At 70.7% G+C, this 18,117-nt stretch carries 15 protein-coding genes and 1 pseudogene; 4 read left to right on the top strand and 12 right to left on the bottom strand.

From position 1 onward, the window contains the following. Positions 1-311: 311 nt before the first annotated feature. Positions 312-1,361 carry a winged helix DNA-binding domain-containing protein gene (locus ACIBK8_RS34250; RefSeq protein WP_399046431.1) on the top strand — a complete coding sequence of 350 codons (1,050 nt, stop codon included), beginning with the start codon at positions 312-314 and terminating at the stop codon, positions 1,359-1,361. Positions 1,362-1,450: 89 nt separating this feature from the next. Here ACIBK8_RS34250 and ACIBK8_RS34245 read toward each other — a convergent pair whose 3' ends face one another. The 6 genes from ACIBK8_RS34245 to ACIBK8_RS34220 form a co-directional block, all read right to left on the bottom strand. Then, on the bottom strand, positions 1,451-3,586 hold the full coding sequence (locus ACIBK8_RS34245; RefSeq protein ID WP_399046429.1) for an iron ABC transporter permease: 2,136 nt from the start codon (positions 3,584-3,586) through the stop codon (positions 1,451-1,453). Further along, positions 3,583-4,557: an ABC transporter substrate-binding protein gene (locus ACIBK8_RS34240; RefSeq protein ID WP_399046427.1), complete on the bottom strand. Its 975-nt coding sequence runs from the start codon at positions 4,555-4,557 to the stop codon at positions 3,583-3,585. Before ACIBK8_RS34240 ends, ACIBK8_RS34245 begins: the two co-directional genes overlap by 4 nt. A gap of 8 nt (positions 4,558-4,565) precedes the next feature. Continuing rightward, a complete protein-coding gene (locus tag ACIBK8_RS34235) occupies positions 4,566-5,477 on the bottom strand; it encodes an ABC transporter ATP-binding protein (protein ID WP_399046425.1) in 912 nt (303 codons plus the stop codon). Positions 5,478-5,572: 95 nt separating this feature from the next. Next, positions 5,573-6,880 carry an MFS transporter gene (locus tag ACIBK8_RS34230; protein ID WP_399046423.1) on the bottom strand — a complete coding sequence of 436 codons (1,308 nt, stop codon included), beginning with the start codon at positions 6,878-6,880 and terminating at the stop codon, positions 5,573-5,575. Between the two features lie 228 nt (positions 6,881-7,108). Next, complete coding sequence (locus ACIBK8_RS34225; protein WP_399046421.1) at positions 7,109-7,654, bottom strand: hypothetical protein; 546 nt, start codon at positions 7,652-7,654, stop codon at positions 7,109-7,111. Between the two features lie 213 nt (positions 7,655-7,867). Beyond that, positions 7,868-8,449, bottom strand: a complete 582-nt coding sequence (locus ACIBK8_RS34220; RefSeq protein WP_399046420.1) for a TetR/AcrR family transcriptional regulator — start codon at positions 8,447-8,449, stop codon at positions 7,868-7,870. On the opposite strand from ACIBK8_RS34220, the pseudogene ACIBK8_RS34215 reads away from it, so the two are divergent. Continuing rightward, positions 8,433-9,293, top strand: a pseudogene (locus ACIBK8_RS34215) (serine hydrolase domain-containing protein); the annotation flags it as partial. The gene ACIBK8_RS34220 and the pseudogene ACIBK8_RS34215 overlap by 17 nt on opposite strands. Before the next feature lie 51 nt (positions 9,294-9,344). Here ACIBK8_RS34215 and ACIBK8_RS34210 read toward each other — a convergent pair. Genes ACIBK8_RS34210 through ACIBK8_RS34195 form a run of 4 tightly spaced genes read right to left on the bottom strand, consistent with a single transcriptional unit; the run spans position 9,345 to position 12,417 of the window. Then, entirely contained in the window at positions 9,345-10,553 is a 1,209-nt protein-coding gene (locus ACIBK8_RS34210) for a cysteine desulfurase family protein (RefSeq protein ID WP_399046418.1), read from the bottom strand. Next, entirely contained in the window at positions 10,550-11,488 is a 939-nt protein-coding gene (locus ACIBK8_RS34205; protein WP_399046417.1) for a hypothetical protein, read from the bottom strand. Before ACIBK8_RS34205 ends, ACIBK8_RS34210 begins: the two co-directional genes overlap by 4 nt. A gap of 21 nt (positions 11,489-11,509) precedes the next feature. Then, a complete protein-coding gene (locus ACIBK8_RS34200; RefSeq protein WP_399046416.1) occupies positions 11,510-12,130 on the bottom strand; it encodes a hypothetical protein in 621 nt (206 codons plus the stop codon). 5 nt (positions 12,131-12,135) lie between these two features. Beyond that, the gene (locus ACIBK8_RS34195) at positions 12,136-12,417 is read right to left on the bottom strand and encodes a hypothetical protein (protein ID WP_399046415.1); all 282 of its coding nucleotides are present in this window, start codon (positions 12,415-12,417) and stop codon (positions 12,136-12,138) included. A gap of 251 nt (positions 12,418-12,668) precedes the next feature. Here ACIBK8_RS34195 and ACIBK8_RS34190 point away from each other — a divergent pair, with 251 nt between their 5' ends. Both ACIBK8_RS34190 and ACIBK8_RS34185 read left to right on the top strand, forming a co-directional pair. Next, entirely contained in the window at positions 12,669-13,739 is a 1,071-nt protein-coding gene (locus tag ACIBK8_RS34190; RefSeq protein ID WP_399046413.1) for a LysR family transcriptional regulator, read from the top strand. A 14-nt stretch (positions 13,740-13,753) separates the two neighbouring features. Continuing rightward, a complete protein-coding gene (locus tag ACIBK8_RS34185) occupies positions 13,754-15,088 on the top strand; it encodes a methyltransferase domain-containing protein (RefSeq protein ID WP_399046412.1) in 1,335 nt (444 codons plus the stop codon). A gap of 83 nt (positions 15,089-15,171) precedes the next feature. Here ACIBK8_RS34185 and ACIBK8_RS34180 read toward each other — a convergent pair whose 3' ends face one another. Then, a complete protein-coding gene (locus ACIBK8_RS34180) occupies positions 15,172-15,498 on the bottom strand; it encodes a nucleoside triphosphate pyrophosphohydrolase (RefSeq protein WP_399046411.1) in 327 nt (108 codons plus the stop codon). Positions 15,499-15,745: 247 nt separating this feature from the next. After that, entirely contained in the window at positions 15,746-17,392 is a 1,647-nt protein-coding gene (locus ACIBK8_RS34175) for an amino acid adenylation domain-containing protein (protein ID WP_399046409.1), read from the bottom strand. Positions 17,393-18,117 lie beyond the last annotated feature (725 nt).

Genomic DNA, 18,117 nt, shown 5'->3' with positions numbered 1-18,117 from the left:
TCTTCCCGGTACGCCCAGTACCGGGAAGACCCTCCGCCTTGCGAGCGCACGCACCAGACGCCGCGGGGCCTGCCCTCCGGGCAGACGACGGGAGTGTGACGACAGGACCGAAGGCTCGCAGAAACCGGAAAGACGAAGGGAACGGCGTGACCGTGACAGCACGAGACGAGGCGGACGGCAATCCGGACCTGCCGTATCGATCCGCACCGGACCCAGCACCCCGGACCCGCCCCCGCCCCGCGGGCCGCCGCACGACCTCGACGACCGTTGTCGGCACCCGGGCCCTCAACCGCGCCACACTCGCCCGGCAGTTGCTGCTCGAACGCGCCGACGTGCCGGCCGTCGACGCCGTCGCGCATCTCGGCGGTCTCCAGGCACAGGAACCCCAGGAACCGTTCGTCGGGCTGTGGTCGCGGCTGCGCGCGTTCGACCCGGCGGCGCTGTCGGACCTGCTGACCGGGCGGCACGTGGTGCGCACCCACCTCATGCGCCGCACCGTCCACCTCGTCACCGCCGACGACGCACTGGCCTGGCGGGCCCGCCACGGCGCCATGCTGCGCCAACGGGTACTGGGCACCTACCGCCGTGAGCTCGAAGGGGTCGACCTCGACGAACTCGCCGCGGCGGGCCGGGCGGTGCTCGCCGACGACGAACCCCGCTCGATGACGGAGCTGGCCCGTGCGCTGGTCGGGCGCTGGCCCGCGCCGGGGACGAGGGCGCTGGGGGAGATGCTGGTCGCCGCCCTCGTCCCGGTGGCGCAGCTGCCACCGCGCGGCCTGTGGCGGACGAAGGCAGGGGTGCGCAACGTCCTGCTCTCCTCCTGGCTCGGCCGCGAGATCGACCCGCTGTCCCCGGACCATTCCGATCCGGTGGGCCAGGCGCTGGTACGGCGCTACCTGGCCGCTTTCGGGCCGGCCGCATCGGCCGACCTGCGCGCCTGGTGCGGGCTCGCCGGGCTGCCCGCCGCGGTTGCCGCACTGCGCGAGGAACTGGTCTCCTTCCGCGACGAACGCGGCCGGGAACTGCTGGACCTCCCCGACGCCCCGCGCCCCGACCCCGACACCCCCGCCCCGGTGCGGTTCCTCCCGGCGTTCGACAACGCGGTCCTCGGCTACCACGACCGCAGCCGGATCATCGACGACACCCACCGCGGCCTGTCGGTCACCGGCGCCCGCGTCGTCCTGGTAGACGGCCGGGTCGCCGCGACCTGGTGCGTCAGAGCCGGCACCGTGCAGGTCACCCCGCTGGGCCGACTGTCCCCTGCCGACCGCACCGCCGTCGCCGAGCAGGGACGCGCACTGGCGTCGTTCCTCTCCGACGACGACAGCCGGCGCGTACAGCTCGTCGAACCCTCCCGATGAGCGGCGCACCCGCGCGGCTTCCGTCGACCATGACGGGGGCGGGGCGCCGGGCCGTCCCGGTCCGCCCCGCGCTGCCCGCCTCTCCCGTGCTACCCGTCTCCCTTGGACCGCCACAGCAGCCACCCGAAGTACGGGGCACCGATCACCGCGGTGACGACTCCGACGGGGACCTGGGCGGGCGCGATGACCGTCCGGCCGACCGCGTCGGCGACCACCACCAGGAGGGAGCCCAGCAGCGCGGCCACCGGGAGCACCCGGGCATGACGCTGGCCCACAAGGGCGCGCGCCGCATGCGGTGCCACCAGCCCGACGAAGCCGATGACGCCGACCGCGGCGACCGCCGCGGCGGTCAGGACGACGGCGATGCCGAGCAGCACCAGCCGCATGGTGCCCAGGCGGATCCCGAGCAGCCGGGGCGTGTCGCCGTCCAGGCCGATGAGGTCCAGGTCGCGGCGCAGCACGGCGAGGACCGGCAGGGACACGGCGAGCGCGGCGAGCACCGGCAGGACCTCGGGGAACGTACGCCCGTAGGTCGAGCCGGACAGCCACACCAGCGCCTTCGTCCCGTTGTGCGGATCCGTCAGCACGATCAGCAGGCTGACCAGCGCCGTCGCGCCCGCGGAGACACCGATGCCGATCAGCACCAGCCGGTTCTGCTCCAGCCCGTGCCGTGCCGCGAGCCCGAAGACCAGGGCGGCGGCGACCGCGGCACCGGCGAGCGCGGACCCGCCGATCAGCCAGAAGCTCGCGAGCGGAACGACCGTCAGGGTGAGGACGGCGCCGACACCAGCGCCGCCGACCACGCCGAGGATGCCGGGCTCGGCGAGCGGATTGCGCGAGACCGCCTGCACCACCGCGCCCGCCGTCGCCAGCGCGGCACCGGCGAGCAGCGCCGCGGCGACCCGCGGCACCCGGGTGTCGAGCACGAAGGTGACGAGCTGACCCGACCGGCCGGTGAGCCAGTTCCCCACGTCGCCGAGCAGCAGGGGCGCATCGCCGAGCAGGACCGCCCCGACGACCGCCGCGATCAGCGCGGTGGTCACCACCGAGAGGGTGAGGACGAAGGCACGACGGCTGCGCAGCCTGGCGAAGGCCGCGTCCGGCCCTGTGGATCCCTTGTCCCTGGACCTGTGGGCGAGGACGACGAGCACCACGGCGCCGAAGAAGCTGGTCACGATGCCGGTCGGGACGGCCGTGCCCGCCTGCGCCCCGAACAGGGCGCGCAGCAGGACATCGGCGCCGAGCACGACGAGCACGCCGGCCAGCGCCGAGACGGGGATGAACGCGCGGTGGCGCAGCAGCGCGGGGACGCGGGCACCGGCCAGCCGGACGATCGCCGGCGCGCACAGCCCGACGAAGCCGATGGGCCCGGCGACGGTGACGGAAACCGCGGAGAGGACCACGGCGAGTACCACGGCGACGGCCCGGGTGAGGCGGGGGCTGACCCCGACCAACCGGGCCTCGTCGTCGCCGAGTCCGAGTATGTCGAGCCGCCTGCCGAGCACGACCAGCGCGATGAGTGCCACGAGCGCGACCGGCGCGAGCCGGTCGATGGTCTCCATGCCGATCTGCGCGAGGGAGCCGTTGCCCCACGCGTAGAGGCCGGTGGTCTGCTGGGGGCGCAGCAGGAGGAGCAGCTGGCTCAGTCCGCTGAGCCCGAGGGTGAGCGCCGAACCCGCCAGCACCAGCCGGGTGGGGCCCGCACCGGCACGGGCGAGGCCCAGCACGACGCCGGCCGCGAGCAGCCCGCCGATCAGGGCCGTGCCACCGGCCGGGAGGGCGGGCAGGGTGACGCCGAACGCGGCGACGGCGACGACCGCGAGATAAGCACCGGCGTTCACCGCGAGCGTGTCGGGCGAGGCCAGGACGTTACGGGACACCGACTGCAGGACGGCTCCGGCCGCGCCCAGCGCGCAGCCGACGACGAGCCCGGCGGCGAGCCGCGGCAGCCGCGAGGCCACGAGCACGGCGTCCGCCTGACCCGAACCGTCGCCCCCGGTCCACAAAGTGGTGACGGCACGCCAGAGCGTGTGCGGCCCGACGGCTGCCGTGCCCTGGCCGATGTGGACGACCGCGAGGGCGAGCAACGCGAGGAGCGCCCCGAACGTGAGCAGCGCGAGCGAGCCGCGGCGCGCCGGCCGGACGGCCCCGGCGGATGGCACTGCCTCCGCCGGGCCGGTCGCCGACGCGCGTGCGGGCTCCGTCGTGTGGGTGCGCACGTTCACTTGGTGAGTGCGTCCACAAGCGCGTCCACGTACTGCGTCATGGACGCCGTGCCGCCGAACATCCAGATGCCGTCGGGGAGTCGGTGGACGCGGTCCTTCTTGACGAAGGGCAGTGACTTCCACACCGCGTTGTCCTTGAGCCCGTCGGCGAACGGATCGCCGTTGTCGGTGGAGTTGGCGATGTAGACGAACCGGGAGTCGCCGATCTTCGTGAGGCCCTCCACGTCCGTCGCCGCCAGGCCGTAGCCCTTGTCGCCCTTCATGGTCCAGGGGCTGACCAGGCCGAGTTCGGTGTTGACGTCGGTGATCAGCGAGCCCTTGACGTAGGGGCGCACCGAGACCTGGCTGCCTTCCTGCCAGCCGTCGGCGAAGGCGACCTTCTCGCCGTCGAGGCCGGCGGCGGCGAGTTCCTTCCTGCCGTCGGCGAGCTTCTTGCGGAACGCGGCGATCTCGGTTTTCGCCTTGGCCTCGGTTCCGGTGGCCTTGGCGATGAGGTTCACGTTGTCGGTCATCTGCTCGATCTGCCGGCCGGCGTCCGCGGCCCGCACCACGATGAGCGGGGCCACCTTGGAGAGTTGCTTGACGGCGGCGTCCGGCAGGTCGTCCGTGGCGACGACGAGGTCGGGCTTGAGGGCGGCGACGGTGTCCACGCTGGGCTCGCCGCGGGTACCGATGTCCTTGACGTCGCCGTTCAGCGGCGCGGCGGTGTCGTACGCCTTGTAGCCCTTCACGTCGGCGACGCCGACCGGGTCGACGCCCAGGGTGACGAGCGATTCGACGACGTTCCATTCGGTGCCGACGACGCGCTTGGCCGGCCCGTCGAGCGCCACCTTCTTGCCGCGCGCGTCGGTGACCGTCAGCTTGGCGCCGGAGGCGGCGTCCTTCTTGGGCGCCTCGGAAGTGCCGCAGCCGACGAGGGAGATCGCGGCGGTTCCGACGATCACGGGCCATGCCCAGTGCTTGGTCGTCATGAGGTGGTTCAGGGCCTTTCGAGCCGGAGGTGGTGTCTGCCCACCGCGCGGGTGCGGGGGGTGCCCGTGGCGGGGTCGGGTGCGACCTCGATACGGATGCCGTAGGTGTCGGTCAGCAACTGGGGGTCGTACACCTGGGCCGGAGTCCCGGCGGCGGCGACGCGCCCCGAGGACAGCAGGACGACCTGGTCGGCCACCGCGGCGGCCTGGTCGAGGTCGTGCAGGACGACGCCGATGGTCACGCCGTGCGTGTCGGCGAGATCCCGGACGAGGTCGAGGACCTCCACCTGGTAGCGCAGGTCGAGGTAGGTCGTGGGTTCGTCGAGGAGCAGCACTTCGGTGTCCTGCGCCAGGCAGCAGGCGAACCAGACGCGTTGGAGCTGGCCGCCGGAGAGGCTTTCGACGCCGCGGTCGGCGAGTGCGGTGATGTTCGTGACGGCCAGGGCGTGTTCGACGAGCCGGGTGCCGTCCGGGTCGCTTCCCCTCAGCCTGCTGCGGTACGGGTGCCGTCCGAAGCCGACCACTTCGCGGACGCTGAGGCCGGCCGGGGTCGTGCGGCTCTGGGCGAGCAGCGTGACGCGCCGGGCGAAATCCGTACGGGAGAGGGCGAGCGCGTCGACCGGGTCCGTGCCGTCGGCGCCGACGGTCACCTGGCCGGCACGGGCCCTGTGCAGGCGTGCGACGGCCCGCAACAGGGTGGATTTTCCGCTGCCGTTCGGGCCGATGAGTGCGGTGACCCGCCCGCGCGGAAGACGGAGATCCGCTTCGTGCACGACGTCGACGCCGTCGTAGGCGACGGTGATGCCCGTGGCGGCGAGGCCGGACGGGACGTCGGCGTCCTGGGCGGGGGTGCCGGGGCCGTCGCCCGTGGTGCGGCGAGGCCGTGGGCTGTCTTCTCGGTCGGGTGCAGTCACGATCACCCGACAGAGGTTAGCCTAACCTAAGTAATGGTCGATCACCGGCCTCGGAGTCGAGACCGGTGGCCGGAAAGAGACCTTGGATGGCATCCGGTTTCTCAACCGGACGTCCTCGCCTGGCTCGGGACGGCGGCGCCGGGTGCGGCCGAGTCCAGGGCGTCGGTGTGCGTTTCGCGCAGGCGCCACACGGTCAGCGCGGTGATCGCCGCACCGGCGCACAGCAGCAGCGACACCGGCGTGCTGCTTCCGCCGTACGCGGCGAGGAGGCTGCTGGCGAGCATGGGCGAGAAGCCCGCGCCGACGAGGGTTGCCGCCTGATAGCCGAGCGAGGCACCGGTGTAACGGACGCGGGTGCCGAACATCTCGGTGAGCAGGGCACCGAGCGGCCCGTACATCGTGGACTGCGCGAGGCCGAGCCCGAGGGAGAGGGCGAGGATCAGCAGACCGGGCGAGCCGGAGTTCACCAGGGCGAGGACGGGGAAGGCGAGCACGACCGAGAGGACGGCGCCCGCGAGGACCACGGGGCGGCGGCCGATCCGGTCGGACAGCGCGGAGGCGACGGGCAGTACGAGGAGCGCCGCGCAGGAGGCGACCGTGACAGCGGTGAGCACCTGCGGCCTGCTGTAGCCGTGGCCCACCGCGTACGAGATCATGAAGCCGGTCAGCAGCGACTGGGACGTGAACGCGCCGATACCGACGCAGGCGGCGAGCAGCACGGGCTTCGGCCGGCGCAGCACCTCCACGATCGGTGTCCGGTCCAGCGGCTCCCGCTTGGCCTGGGTGAACAGCGGGCTCTCCGCGACCCGGAGGCGCACGAACAGGCCGACGGCCAGCAGCACCACGCTCAGCAGGAACGGCACCCGCCAGCCCCAGGTACGGAATTGGCCGTCCGGAAGCGCGGAGAGCAGCGTGACCACTCCCGCCGAGATCACCGAGCCGAGCGGGCCGCCGAGTTGGGTGAAGCTCGACCACAGCCCGCGGCGGGAACTCCGGGTGTGTTCGGCGTGCTCGACGATCATCAGGGTCGCGCCGCCCCACTCGCCGCCGATCGCGATGCCCTGCACGACGCGCAGGGCGACCAGCAGCACCGGCGCCCAGACGCCGATCGTGCCGTACGTCGGCAGCACGCCGATGAGGAAGCTGCCGCTGCCCATCAGGGTCATGGTCAGCAGCATCATCGACTTGCGGCCGAGCCGGTCGCCGAAGTGACCGAAGATGATGCCGCCCAGCGGGCGGGCCACATAGCCGGCGGCGAAGGTGCCGAAGGCCGCTATCGTGCCGACCGCGGGGTCGGCGCCGGGGAAGAACAGGTCGCCGAAGACGAGCGCGGCGATGGTGCCGTACACGAGGAAGTCGTAGAACTCGACGGCCGTGCCGAGCAGTCCGGACAGTGCGACACGGCGCAACTGCCGGACATCGGGCGATGGTTGAGGAAGGGCGGGTTCGCCGGCGGATAAGTTGCCTGCGGACGGGCGGGACGGCTGCACGACGAGCTCCCGGATGCGGTGGTGGTGCCGCCGGCGGGGGACCGCACCGGCGCCCCGGTGAAGTTAGGCATAGATCATTCCGCCGTCAACGATCTGCGGAACATTGGCCGGTCCCCACCAGGTGAGCCAGGCCGCCGCGCCCCTCGCTCACCGCAGCCCGGACGCCTTGAGGACGGCTCGCGCCTCCCGCCCGTCGAGCCGGTCCGTCAACTTCCCCACCACGTCCGCCCCGTGGCGCAGTGTGCCGCGCTCGGCGGAGCGGCGGGCACCGGCGTCGACCAGATGCCAGATCAGCGGATTGGCGTCCAGGACGCGCAGATCCAGCTCCAGCCACTGCCCGTGCGCATCGCGCAGGACGAGGCACACGGCGGTGCTGCCGCAGCGTCGCACCGCGACCAGCGCGTCGGTACGCACCCGACGTTCGCGCACCAGGCCCCGCACCGCCAGCCACCCGTCGCCCGCGGTCACCCGCGACGGCAGCAGGACCACTAGGACCAGGCCCCCGAGCCCGGCCCAGAGCCCGGCGCGCGGCAGTGTGAGGCCGCCCGCACCCCAATCGAGCAGCATGATCAGGCCGATGAACGCCAAGGAGCACCGAAGGGCGTGCCGGGCATCCGCACGCCAGTGGCGGTCGACGACGTGGCCCCGCCGTCCGGCGGGCACCGGTGCGGCGGGAGCGGTTCGCGTTCCCATACCGCCGACGCTAAGCAGGAGACGCGAGGCCGCCGGGCCCGCTGGCGCCCTCTTGATGCGGCGTTGCCCGTCCTTATCGCGTTGTTGATGCCGAGGGGGCGAGTGTGGGGCAAGTGGAGGATGCCGCACTGCCCGGCCCGTCGTGCCGCCGTGGGAACAGGCCCGGCCCGGAGTGTGTCCGCGGGCCGCGACATCCGGGGCGCTCCGGGGTGCTCAGGGCCGCTCGGTACCCGGTTCCCTGGCCGGCAGGCCCCGGATGAGGGTGTCGATGAACAGCTCGAAGCGAGGGGCGTCGTGACCGAGGCCGAGCGGGTTCTCCTGGACGGCGAGCCAGCTGACGACGGAGGTGATGAAGATGTACCAGCTCTGCTCGGCCAGTTCGGGCCGGACTCCGGCGTTCGTGAACGCGGTGACGACCTCCTCCCTGAGCCGCCCGAAGGAGGGGGAGTGGCGATGCGGCCGTGAGGTACGGGTGGCGTAGCCCGGTACGGCGAGGAACTGATCGTGCATGGCCCAGGCGACGCGCGCGAGCCAGGGCCGCCAGTGCCCGCCGCGCGGGCCGTCGGGGGGAAGGATGCGCTCGACCATGACCTCGTTGATGAGGTCGAACAGCCGGTCGCGGTTGGTGACCCAGCGGTAGAGGGCGCCGTGGGTGACCCCCAGACGGCCGGCGAGTTCCCGCATGGTCAACGTGTCGAGGTTCCCGGCCGAGAGGGCGGCGTCAACGATCCGCTCGCGGCTGATCTGCGCGGGGCGTCCCGGTCGTTGTCGGGTGGTCGAAGGCAAGCGGGACATCACCCTCCGCGAGGTGCTGTCGCACCGCGCCGGGCTGGTGGGCGCTGACACGGGGTTCACACTTGAGGAACTCGCCGACGACCGGATCGTCGCCGAACGCCTCGGCAGGCAGCGCCCGTACTGGCGGCCGGGCAGCACGTTCGGCTACCACGCGATGGTCGTCGCGGCACTGAGCGGCGAGGTGGTGCGCCGCGCCACCGGGCGGACCATCCAGGAACACTTCGCCGCACGCGTGCGGGATCCGTACCGGGTGGACGTCCACCTCGGCCTTCCGGACGACCAGGAACCCCGATTCCTGAGCGCACAGCCGATGTTGGCCACCCCCGAGCGGCCGGCCGGGCCGGCGGCGCGCGCGACCGGCGTGAACAGCCTGTCCGGCATCGCGTTCAACCGGCACCACCCGCAGAACCCGGAACTGTGGAAGCTGCCGAACTTCCGGACGGTCCGGGCCCAGGGGCCTGCCTCCCTGGGCGGCGTGGCCTCGGCGCGCGGCCTGGCCCGGATGTACGCGGCCACGATCGGCCCTCTGGACGGCATGCCGCCGCTGCTGACACCGGACACCGCCGCCGCGTTCGCCCAGATCCACTCCATCGGCCACGACCTGGTCACCGGCGAGCACAAGGCGTTCGCGGTCGGCTTCCACGCCACGTCCGAGGTGTACCCGGTGCTCGGCCAGGGCGCGTTCGGCCACAGCGGCGCAGGCGGCCAGCAGGCATTCGCCGACCCACGCAACGTCCTGTCCTACGGCTACAGCCGCCGCCGATTCCCCTTCCCCAACGGCCCGGCCCCGGAAAACGACCGCCTGATCCGTGCGCTGCATGGGGTGGTTGGGGGGCTTGGGTAGGGGTGGCGCGGTGGGTGGGCGGGGGCGGCCTGAGGCGGCTGCCATCAGTGTTCACCGGGCGATGGGGTTGCCGCGGAGTCTGTCTTGCGGGCCCGGCGGTCCGGCGGGGCTGGAGCAGTGGATGTCGGGGTGTGCGGCTCGCGTGACGAGGCCGATGGTCTGGTCGATGTCGTTGTCGGTGGTGGTGCGGCCGATGCTGAGCCGGAGGGTCGCGCGGGCCTGGGCGCGAGTGAGGCCGATCGCGGTGAGGACGTGTGAGGGTTCGCCGCTTCCGGTGTTGCAGGCGGAGCCGGTGGACGCGGCGATATCGGGGACGCGGTCGAGCAGGTCGGCGGCCTCGACGCCGGGAAGGGTAAGACTCAGGTTTCCCGGCAGCCGCCGGTGTGGGTGCCCGTTGACACTTGCGCCGGGAATGGCGGCCAGGAGGCCGTCTTGGAGCCGGTCGCGCAGGAACCGGAGGCGGCGTGGAGGAGGGACGGCGTCGCTGGTGATGAGGCGGGCGGCGGCGCCGAAGCCGACGATCGCCGGGACATTGGGGGTGCCGGCCCGCAGACCGCGTTCTTGTCCGCCGCCGGTCTGCTGGGCGGTGATGCCGATGCTGCCACGGAGATAGAGGGCGCCGATGCCTTTGGGACCGTGGAGTTTGTGGGCGGACAAAGAGGCGAGGTCGACGCCGAGTCCGGCGACGTCCAGCAGGCCGTACCCGGCGCTCTGGGCGGCATCGGTATGCAGAAGGATGCCGCGCGGGGCCGTGATCTCGGCAATGGCGGCCAGCCGTTGGAGGGTGCCGATCTCGTTGTTGGCGTGCATCACCGAGACCAGCACGGTGCTCGGTGCGAGGGCCGCGGCGATGTCGGCGGGGTGAACGCGGCCGTGCCGGTCGACACCGACGCAGGTCAGTGTGTAGCCGTGGTGCTCGACGAGCCGCCGGCACGCGGCGAGGACGGCCTTGTGCTCGATGGCGGTGGTGATGATGTGTCCGCCGTACGGGCGGGCGGCCAGGGCAGCGCCGACGATCGCGAGATGGTTGGCCTCGGTGGCGCCCGAGGTGAAGACGATCTCCAGCTCGTTCTTCGCGCCGACCAGATCGGCGATATGGCGGCGTGCGGTGCGCACGGCCCGTGCGGCGACGCGTCCGTAGGCATGCGAGCTGGAGGGGTTGCCGTACTGGCTGGTGAGGTACGGCAGCATCGCTTCCAGAACACGCTCGTCCAAGGGCGTGGTGGCCTGGTGATCGAGGTAGATCGGGTTGGTGATCATGCGGCCCGCTCCTCGGTCCGGGCGGCGGCCGGTGCCGTCGTGGCGTACTTGCGTTCGCCGTCGACCAAGTCCCAGTAGTTGGTACCGGCGTTGTGGAACACGGAGAATGCGGTGGCCAGGCAGCGCCAGTTCCGGTTCGGTTGGGCCAGGGTGAGGAAGAAGGCGTCATCGAACAGCCGACGGGCACGTTTGGCCAGGGCCTCACGGGTCGCCTGCGGCCCGAAAAGGTGCAGGAAGCCGTGCTCTCGCAGCCATGCCTCGGCGTGTTCGGCGCCGACTGTGCCGTCCAGATGGCCGCCGTCGGTGAGGGTCTGGGTGGCCAGTCGCTCAAGTCGGCGTTGCCGACGGGCGTCTTCGCCGCCGGGACAGCGGTCGCCGGTGATCTGCCACTCGTGCCAGCGGGGCGGCTGGTAGCGGTTCCAGTCGACGTCGTCGAGGTGGGCGGTGACCTGTGGTGGGATCTGGCCCCGGGTCAGGTCGGCCACGTCGTATCCCGGCCCGAGGGCTTCCAGGGTGAAGGAACCCGGGCGGCCCGGGCCGAGCCGGTCCATGCGGACCAGGACGGTGAGTCTGTTGGTGAAGCGGTTGGTCGGCTCCGCGAGGATCACGGCCCGCCCGTCGGCCAGCAACCTGCCGGCTCTCGGCGGGATCTCCTCGACGGGGAAGACGTTGCCGCCACGGTAGTACTGCTTCTTCTCCGCACCGCCGTCGGAGCGGATCATCAGCCGCTCGGCATCGGTGGCGGTCGCCAACGCGTGGGCGGCGGCTCGCACCGCGTCCGCGTCGTGACCGGGAGGAATGAGACAGGCGTTGAGCACGGGCAGCTTCAGCGAGTGCAGCAGGGCCATGGTTTGCCATTTCGGCCAGCGCCTGTCCTTGGCCGCCGCGGTCAGCTCGGCGTTGGGAAGCGCGTGTAACGGGCGGGATATCGCCATCTCACCGTCCCCCTTCCTTCGTCAGGCGGCGTTCGGGATGTGTATGTCGGCGGACAACTCGATGAATGTGCGCTCGCGGTGGGCCATGAAGGGGTGATCGCGCCAGTCGAAGAGGTGGCCGATGCCGAGCTGGTCCGCGCAGACGCGGCGCACGAACTGCCGGGCGAAGCCGGCGGATGGCCAGTAGTGGTGCTCGCCGGGCCTGGGGGAGAGATACAGGTAGGACCCGCCCGCGGCCTCCGGAAGGTCAGCCATGGAGGAGAGCCGCCGGCCGGGACCGCCGGTCTGCTCATAGGCGGCGGTGATGGCGTCCGGATCGGGGACGGGAATCAGGTGCAGGTGGCAGTGGCTGCAGCAGGAGGCGCCCAGTTCGCAGTCGCGCGGTCCGTGCTCGGCCAGGATCACCGGGCCGTAGCGGGCCTGGATCAGCGCGCGCATCTCCTCCGTCTCCGACGCGACCCGCTTCAGGCGGGCGGGGGTGATGTCGGCGGCGGCATCCAGGTGCTCGACGGGCATGAACAGGCAATAGCCCGGGGTCAGAGCTCCGACGGTGGGCAGCAGTATCCAGCCGCCGGCGGTCTCGGTGATGATCCGGGTCGTGCTCTCACGTGCGGTGAACTCGGTGCAGAACTGGCAGTCCATGGCTGTTACCTCTGGATCGGGCCGACGCGGAATTCGTCGGCGTATCGGCTCTTCAGGTCGGGCCCGCTGCCGCAGAACGGGTGGGACACGGCGCCGTCGCTGCGGGCCTCGTCCCGGGCACGGGCGAGCAGGCGGGCCGGCGGCATGCCGTGGTGCCGCCGCGGCGTGGTGGAGCCGAGCTGCAGCGGATCGGCGAGGTCGATCACCGCGTGCTCGGTGCCGCGAGCGGCTGCCGTGGCGCCCCGGGCGTCAACAGCAGGCCCCCACCGCGGAGTTGGCCGGGGCATTCCAGAGAACCCTTATTGATCAGGCGAGTGATCGACTCGGCTGAGAGCATGGCTCACCTCCGGATTCGGGCAGTCCGGGAATCGCCTTTCGGAGCGAAGGCGGCTGCCGAATTGTTCCCCGGGGTAGCCCGCGATATCCATATGTCCGGTTGGACATTTAAAGGTTTTCTCGGGGTGAAATGCGGAGAAGTTCAGTTCTGTTGGCCGCGCGAACAGCAAACTGATTGAGATCACATCGGGGAGGGGGAGTAATGGCGCCATCGTTACCGTCCGGACCGCTGAAGGTGCCAGGACCGGAGGGCTTCCGCGTTGATCTTCTTTCGTGTTCACCGGATTTGCTGGATCTCACCTGGGATCAGCTCAGAACACTGATCATCGTCCGCGAGTCCGGAACCGCACTGGCTGCGGCGAAGGTGCTCGGGCGCGAGCAGTCAAGCGTGCAAAAGCAACTGGACATTCTCAATCGCAACTTCCAGGAGCTGACGGGAGAGCTGCTGGTCGTGAAGCAAGGGAGGGGCAAGAATTTCCTGTTCACCCCTACCGGGCTGGATGTCGTCGAGCGTGCTCGGGCAACCTTCGCCGACTGGTTGCAGGGCATCGCCGACTCCCGTCGCCGGCTCGGTTCAACACTGACAGTGGGAACGACCGAATTCACCCTCGGTTTCTTGGGCCGGGTGTGGGAGCGTGTCGCCCCGCGACTGATGGAACAGGAAGTCGAACTGAAGGTCGTGCATGTGCGCACCCGCGACTTCTGGACACGCTTGGACTCCAACCAAGTCGACCTTTTGTGCGGTGGGTTGGCCGCCGATACCGCCGCCGAGCGGGTCGCCCCCGACTACGATTTCCTCGAATGGCATCGCGAGGGCCTCGCCCTGCTGACGAACCTTCCTGTGCGCGAACTCGCCGCCAAGACCGTCAGCGTCGACCGGCTGCGGAACCTGCCGTTGGTCATTCCCTCCCGAGGAGTGATCACCGACTTCGTCGAGCGCTGGTACGGACCCGACTTCCGCTCACAACTGCAGATTTCCGCCGAGATCGACGACATCTATTACGGACTCGCCCTGCTGCGCTCCCGCATGACCTATGGGTGCATGCTGTGCGCCCGTTCCATCGGGCAGGCCGCCGTCGACGGCCGCCTGCCCACCAGCGACGACTTCCGGCTCATCGACCTCGCCGACGGCTTCGCCCCCACGCTCCAGCTGATCTCCGGCGTCTTCGCCCGCAAAGGCGAACGCGAGACGTATGACGCCTCCCACCCACTGAACATTCTGTGGGACGCCTTCCGCGACGAAGCCGCCTCCGGCAGGCCCCTTCCCCTGTGACGTAAGGAGCTCTCGTGCTGCTGGCCTCGATCAACCTCAACAAGCGTCTCGGCGCCGCCGGCGCCCGCGCGAACCTCACCGCGTGGCTGGGCGAGCACGGCGTCAAAGCTGTGCTCGCCCAGGAACCCTTCAAGCCCGCAGACCGGACACCACCCATCCTGCAAGGCTTCACCTTCGCCGGCGGCGACGGAAACCTGGCTGCCTGGATCAGCGAGGACCTCACCTCGCCCACCGTGTCCTCACCCCACCCATGGGTCCAGCGGATCGAGCTGGAATGGCTGGTCGTCCTCCAGGTACATCTCGACGCCTATGCAGGCGCGGCCCGTGCCGCCCAACTGGCCGAACTGACCGCGATGGTCGCCGCCGAGGGGGACCGCCCGCTGCTGATCTGCGGGGACTTCAACCTCGCCCCTCGCCCCGAGGACGGCCTGCTCGGCGAGAACATCAGCACCTTCACCACCGGAGCCGAACGTGCGGCGCTGCGCAAGCTCATGCAGAGTACCGGCCTGATCGACACCACCGCCGAGGCTGCGCCCGTCTTCACCTTCGAGCGACTCTCCGCCGGCAAGCTCAGCCGCTTCCGTTGCGACCTCGCGCTGCTCAGCGACCACCTCACGGTCACCGTCACCGCTGACGCCTCGGCGCGAACCGGCCGACAGGCGTTCACCGATCACTCCGCGCTGCTCGTCGACCTACCTGTCACCCTCCAGAAGACCGAACCGGACGACGTGCTTTTCGCCCTGAGCGAGCTGACCGGCCATGACCCCAGCACCCCTTCCGCGAAAGAGGGGTACCGGCCGCACAAGACCGCGATGAGCCGCCAGGCCCCCTCACCCGCCTCCCGAGTGGTGACCCAGCACCTGGCCGGCCCGCTGGGATTGACCAGCGTCCTGGACCACGGCTGCGGTCGCGGCGCCGACATCGCCCACTACCGCTCGATGGGCCTGGACACCGAAGGCTTTGACCCGCACGACGACTTCGGCTGGCCCCGCCCCGACCGCACCGGCTTCGACCTGATCACCTCGGTCTACGTCCTCAACGTCCTGCCCGACCCCTGGCAGCGGATCCAGGCACTCAAGGACGCGGCGTCCTTCGCCCGCCCCGGCGGCCACGTCGTGATCGTCACCCGCTCACCGGAGGAGATCGCCAAGGCAGCTGCCGACGGCGGATGGACGCCGCACCACGACGGCTTCTGGTCCAGCCCGAGCAAGGGAACTTTCCAACGGGGCATCGACACCGCCGAGATCACCGTACTGGCCCGCCGTGCCGGGCTCGTCCCTTCCTCTGATGCTCCCGTGCTGCCACTGGCCGGGGGCTGCCATGCCGTCCTGACCAAGCCCGAAGCGTAAGGCGCCTACCCACCAACGGCGCCCATCGCGTGAGGCATTGCGCACGAAGGCGCGTACCGAGCGACCACCGGAGCGGATATCGATCAGCGGTTGCCCGTCCAGACGATCCGTTCGGCGAAGCCGCCCCGTTCGCCTGCCTTGGTCTCGCGGATCTTCTCCAGATGCTCCGCGTCGATCCCCAGATCCGCGGCGAGTGCGCGAACGACCTCCAGCACATCCGCGAGTTCCTCCGGCGCCGCGTCCTCGTCCGCGGCGAGGAACTCCGCCACCTCTTCGCCCAGCTTGTCCCGCAGCCTGTTGCGGTACTCCGCAGGCGCCGCGGTGTAGGTGACCGGCTCGGCCCCGTCCTCGCGGATGATCTGCGGAATCCGGTCCCGCACCAACTTGCTGGATGCCTTGTAGCTGTCCATGCGTTGCTCTCCCCGCGCCCATCGTCGCGAGGCGGCCGGCCGCTTTGCCGCCGCCTTCATGCCGCCGCAGCCTAGGGAAGCCGCCTCACCAATGGCCATGGAGAACGTCAATCCCACCCGTACGAATTGGTCACTCAACGCTGGGTGACGCGTCATGGCCGCCCCTATGGGAGGAATCGGCGCGAACTGGATGGCGTCACGGTGTCACGGCGCCACGATGCCGCACCCCGCCACGGCCTCTCGGCGTTCAGGCCCGCTCGTGGGGGACGGCGTCCCCGCCCCCGGCACCCGGTGGCCCCGGCCTCCGTCGGCGGCCCCGTGCCGGCCGTGGCAGTGCCGTGCGGTCCACCTTGCCGTTTGTGGTGAGGGGGAGGGTGGTGAGGGGCACGATGAATGACGGGAGCATGTAGGGGGGAAGTGCCTTTGCGAGATGGGTGGTGAGGGACTGGGGCTTCAGCTCGCCGTTGCCTGTCACGTATGCCGTCAGTCTGGGTGTGCTCCCCATGTCGTGCCGGACGACCACCACGGCGCGCGTCACCGTGGGGTGCGTCAGGAGTTGGGTCTCGATCTCGCCGAGTTCCACCCGCAGGCCGTCCACCTTGACCTGGTGGTCGGTCCGTCCGAGGAATTCCAGGTGGCCTGCCGGATGGCGGCGGACGAGGTCGCCCGTGCGGTACAGCCGGGCGCCGGGCGTGCCCGAGACGTGGTCGGGGACGAACTGTGCCGCCGTCAGGCCAGGGTTCCCCAGGTAGCCGCGGGCCAAGAACGCGCCGCCCAGGTGGAGTTCGCCGGTGCCGCCGGTGGAGACCGGGCTCCCGGAGCCGTCCAGGACGTGGGCCGAGACACCCGCCATGGGGTGGCCGATGGGGACGGTGCCGGGCGGTTCGACAGCTCTGCACGGCCAGTGGGTGACTCCGACCGAAGCCTCGGTGGGGCCGTAGAGGTTGTGCAGTTCCGCTGTCGAGACCTCCCGGAACCTGTTGGCCGTCGTCGACTGGAGCGCCTCGCCGATGCACAGCACGCGGCGCAGCGACTCGGCGCCGATCAGCAGATCCCCTTCCACGAGGAGGGCGAGCAGCGACGGGACGGTCTGCACCGTGGTGACGGACTCGGTGCGTATCAGCTCCGCCAGGTACGCCGGATCGCGCTGCCCTCCCGGCTCGGCCAGCACGATGCGGGCGCCCGCGGTCAGCGGCCAGAAGATCTCCCACAGTGATGAGTCGAAGGAGTACGGGGCCTTCTGCAGCACCGAGTCGTCTCGCCCGAGCCCGTACCTGGACTGCATCGCGCCGAGGTTGGCGACTATCCCCCGGTGCGGTACCGCCACGCCCTTGGGCGTTCCCGTCGAACCGGAAGTGAAGAGGACGTAGGCCAGGTCGGTGGGTTCCGGTGGCCTACGTGCCGGCGTCGGCGGATGGGTGGGGGAGTGCAGGAGTTCCAGTCCCTGTAGGGGGACGGATGCCGTGTGCGCTTGCTCGCCGAGTGCCTGTAGGGCCGTCGGCCGGTTCCGTTCGTCGGCGAGTACCAGTGGCGTGGCCGTCACCCGCGCCATGTGTGCGAGGCGTGCCACCGGGTGCTCCGGGTCGAGTGCCAGGTAGGCGCCGTCGGCCAGCAGGATGCCCAGGAGGGACACCACCAGCCGTACGGAACGTTCCATGCAGACTCCGACGAGCACGTCGGGGCCGGTGCCGGCGGTGCGCAGTGCGGCGGCCAGCGCGTCCGCCCGCGCGAGCAACTGCTGGTAGGTCAGCGCCTCTTGGGGGTCCTGGACGGCAATGGCATCGGGGGTGATCCGTGCCTGTCGTAGGACGAGATCGTGGAGGAGGCGAGGGCGGCCCGGAGGGCTTGGTGTGGTGCCAAGTCGTCGTCGTTCAGGGGGTGTTCGGTGGGGCATGCGGGTCCTCTCGTGCCGCTGCCGCCTCCGGAATGCCTGAGGGAATACCCGGTGAATGGGTACGGCAAACGGAATCGGGTGTTTCGGCGTGCGAATCCAACGGCCGCACATGCGTGTGGCGTATGTCACATGCGCTTTCGGTCGGCTCGTGAGGTGCCTTGCCGGCATGTGGAAATTCACTGCTCAGAGCCTCGCGGTGGACCGTCCGGTGAAAAGGGAACGGAGAGTTCCTCCGGTGGATTCCGGGCCGCGGTTTCGGCTGAGGCGTGTGAGCCCTCTTGTTCATCTCGTCGATCGTTGCCTACCTTCTCATTGGTCAGCAGTTCCGCGATCGCCTGCCTTCCTCCCCCACAGACCATTCGTCGGCTGCCCCTCCTTCTGTAATGACGCGATGTGCCCTATGAGCTGCCGTGTTCCTGCACGGCGATCTGGTGATCTGTCAACGTCCACAAGGAGGTGATTTTCATGACGAACGAGGACTTCCTCGCTTCCCGCGAAGCCGGTGAGGCTGCCACCAAGTGGTAGTCATTCGCCTCTCGTAAGAAATCGGACCCGGGCGGACCGAAGCCGGTTCGCCCGGGGCTCGTGCCGGGCGCAGACGAACGGGGGCGAGGGATGCTGGAAAGCTCACGGACAGTACTCGGCTCAAGTCCCCGGACGGTGTGGGATATCGCGCCCGCATCCGCGAGGCCGAATCGGAATCGCCGATGACCAGGTATGCCCGC

The organism is Streptomyces sp. NPDC050161, assembly GCF_044460025.1.
In the GTDB taxonomy this organism is placed as follows: domain Bacteria; phylum Actinomycetota; class Actinomycetes; order Streptomycetales; family Streptomycetaceae; genus Streptomyces.
Note: the sequence above shows the minus strand (reverse complement) of the source record. Positions and strands in the feature narration are given on the sequence as shown.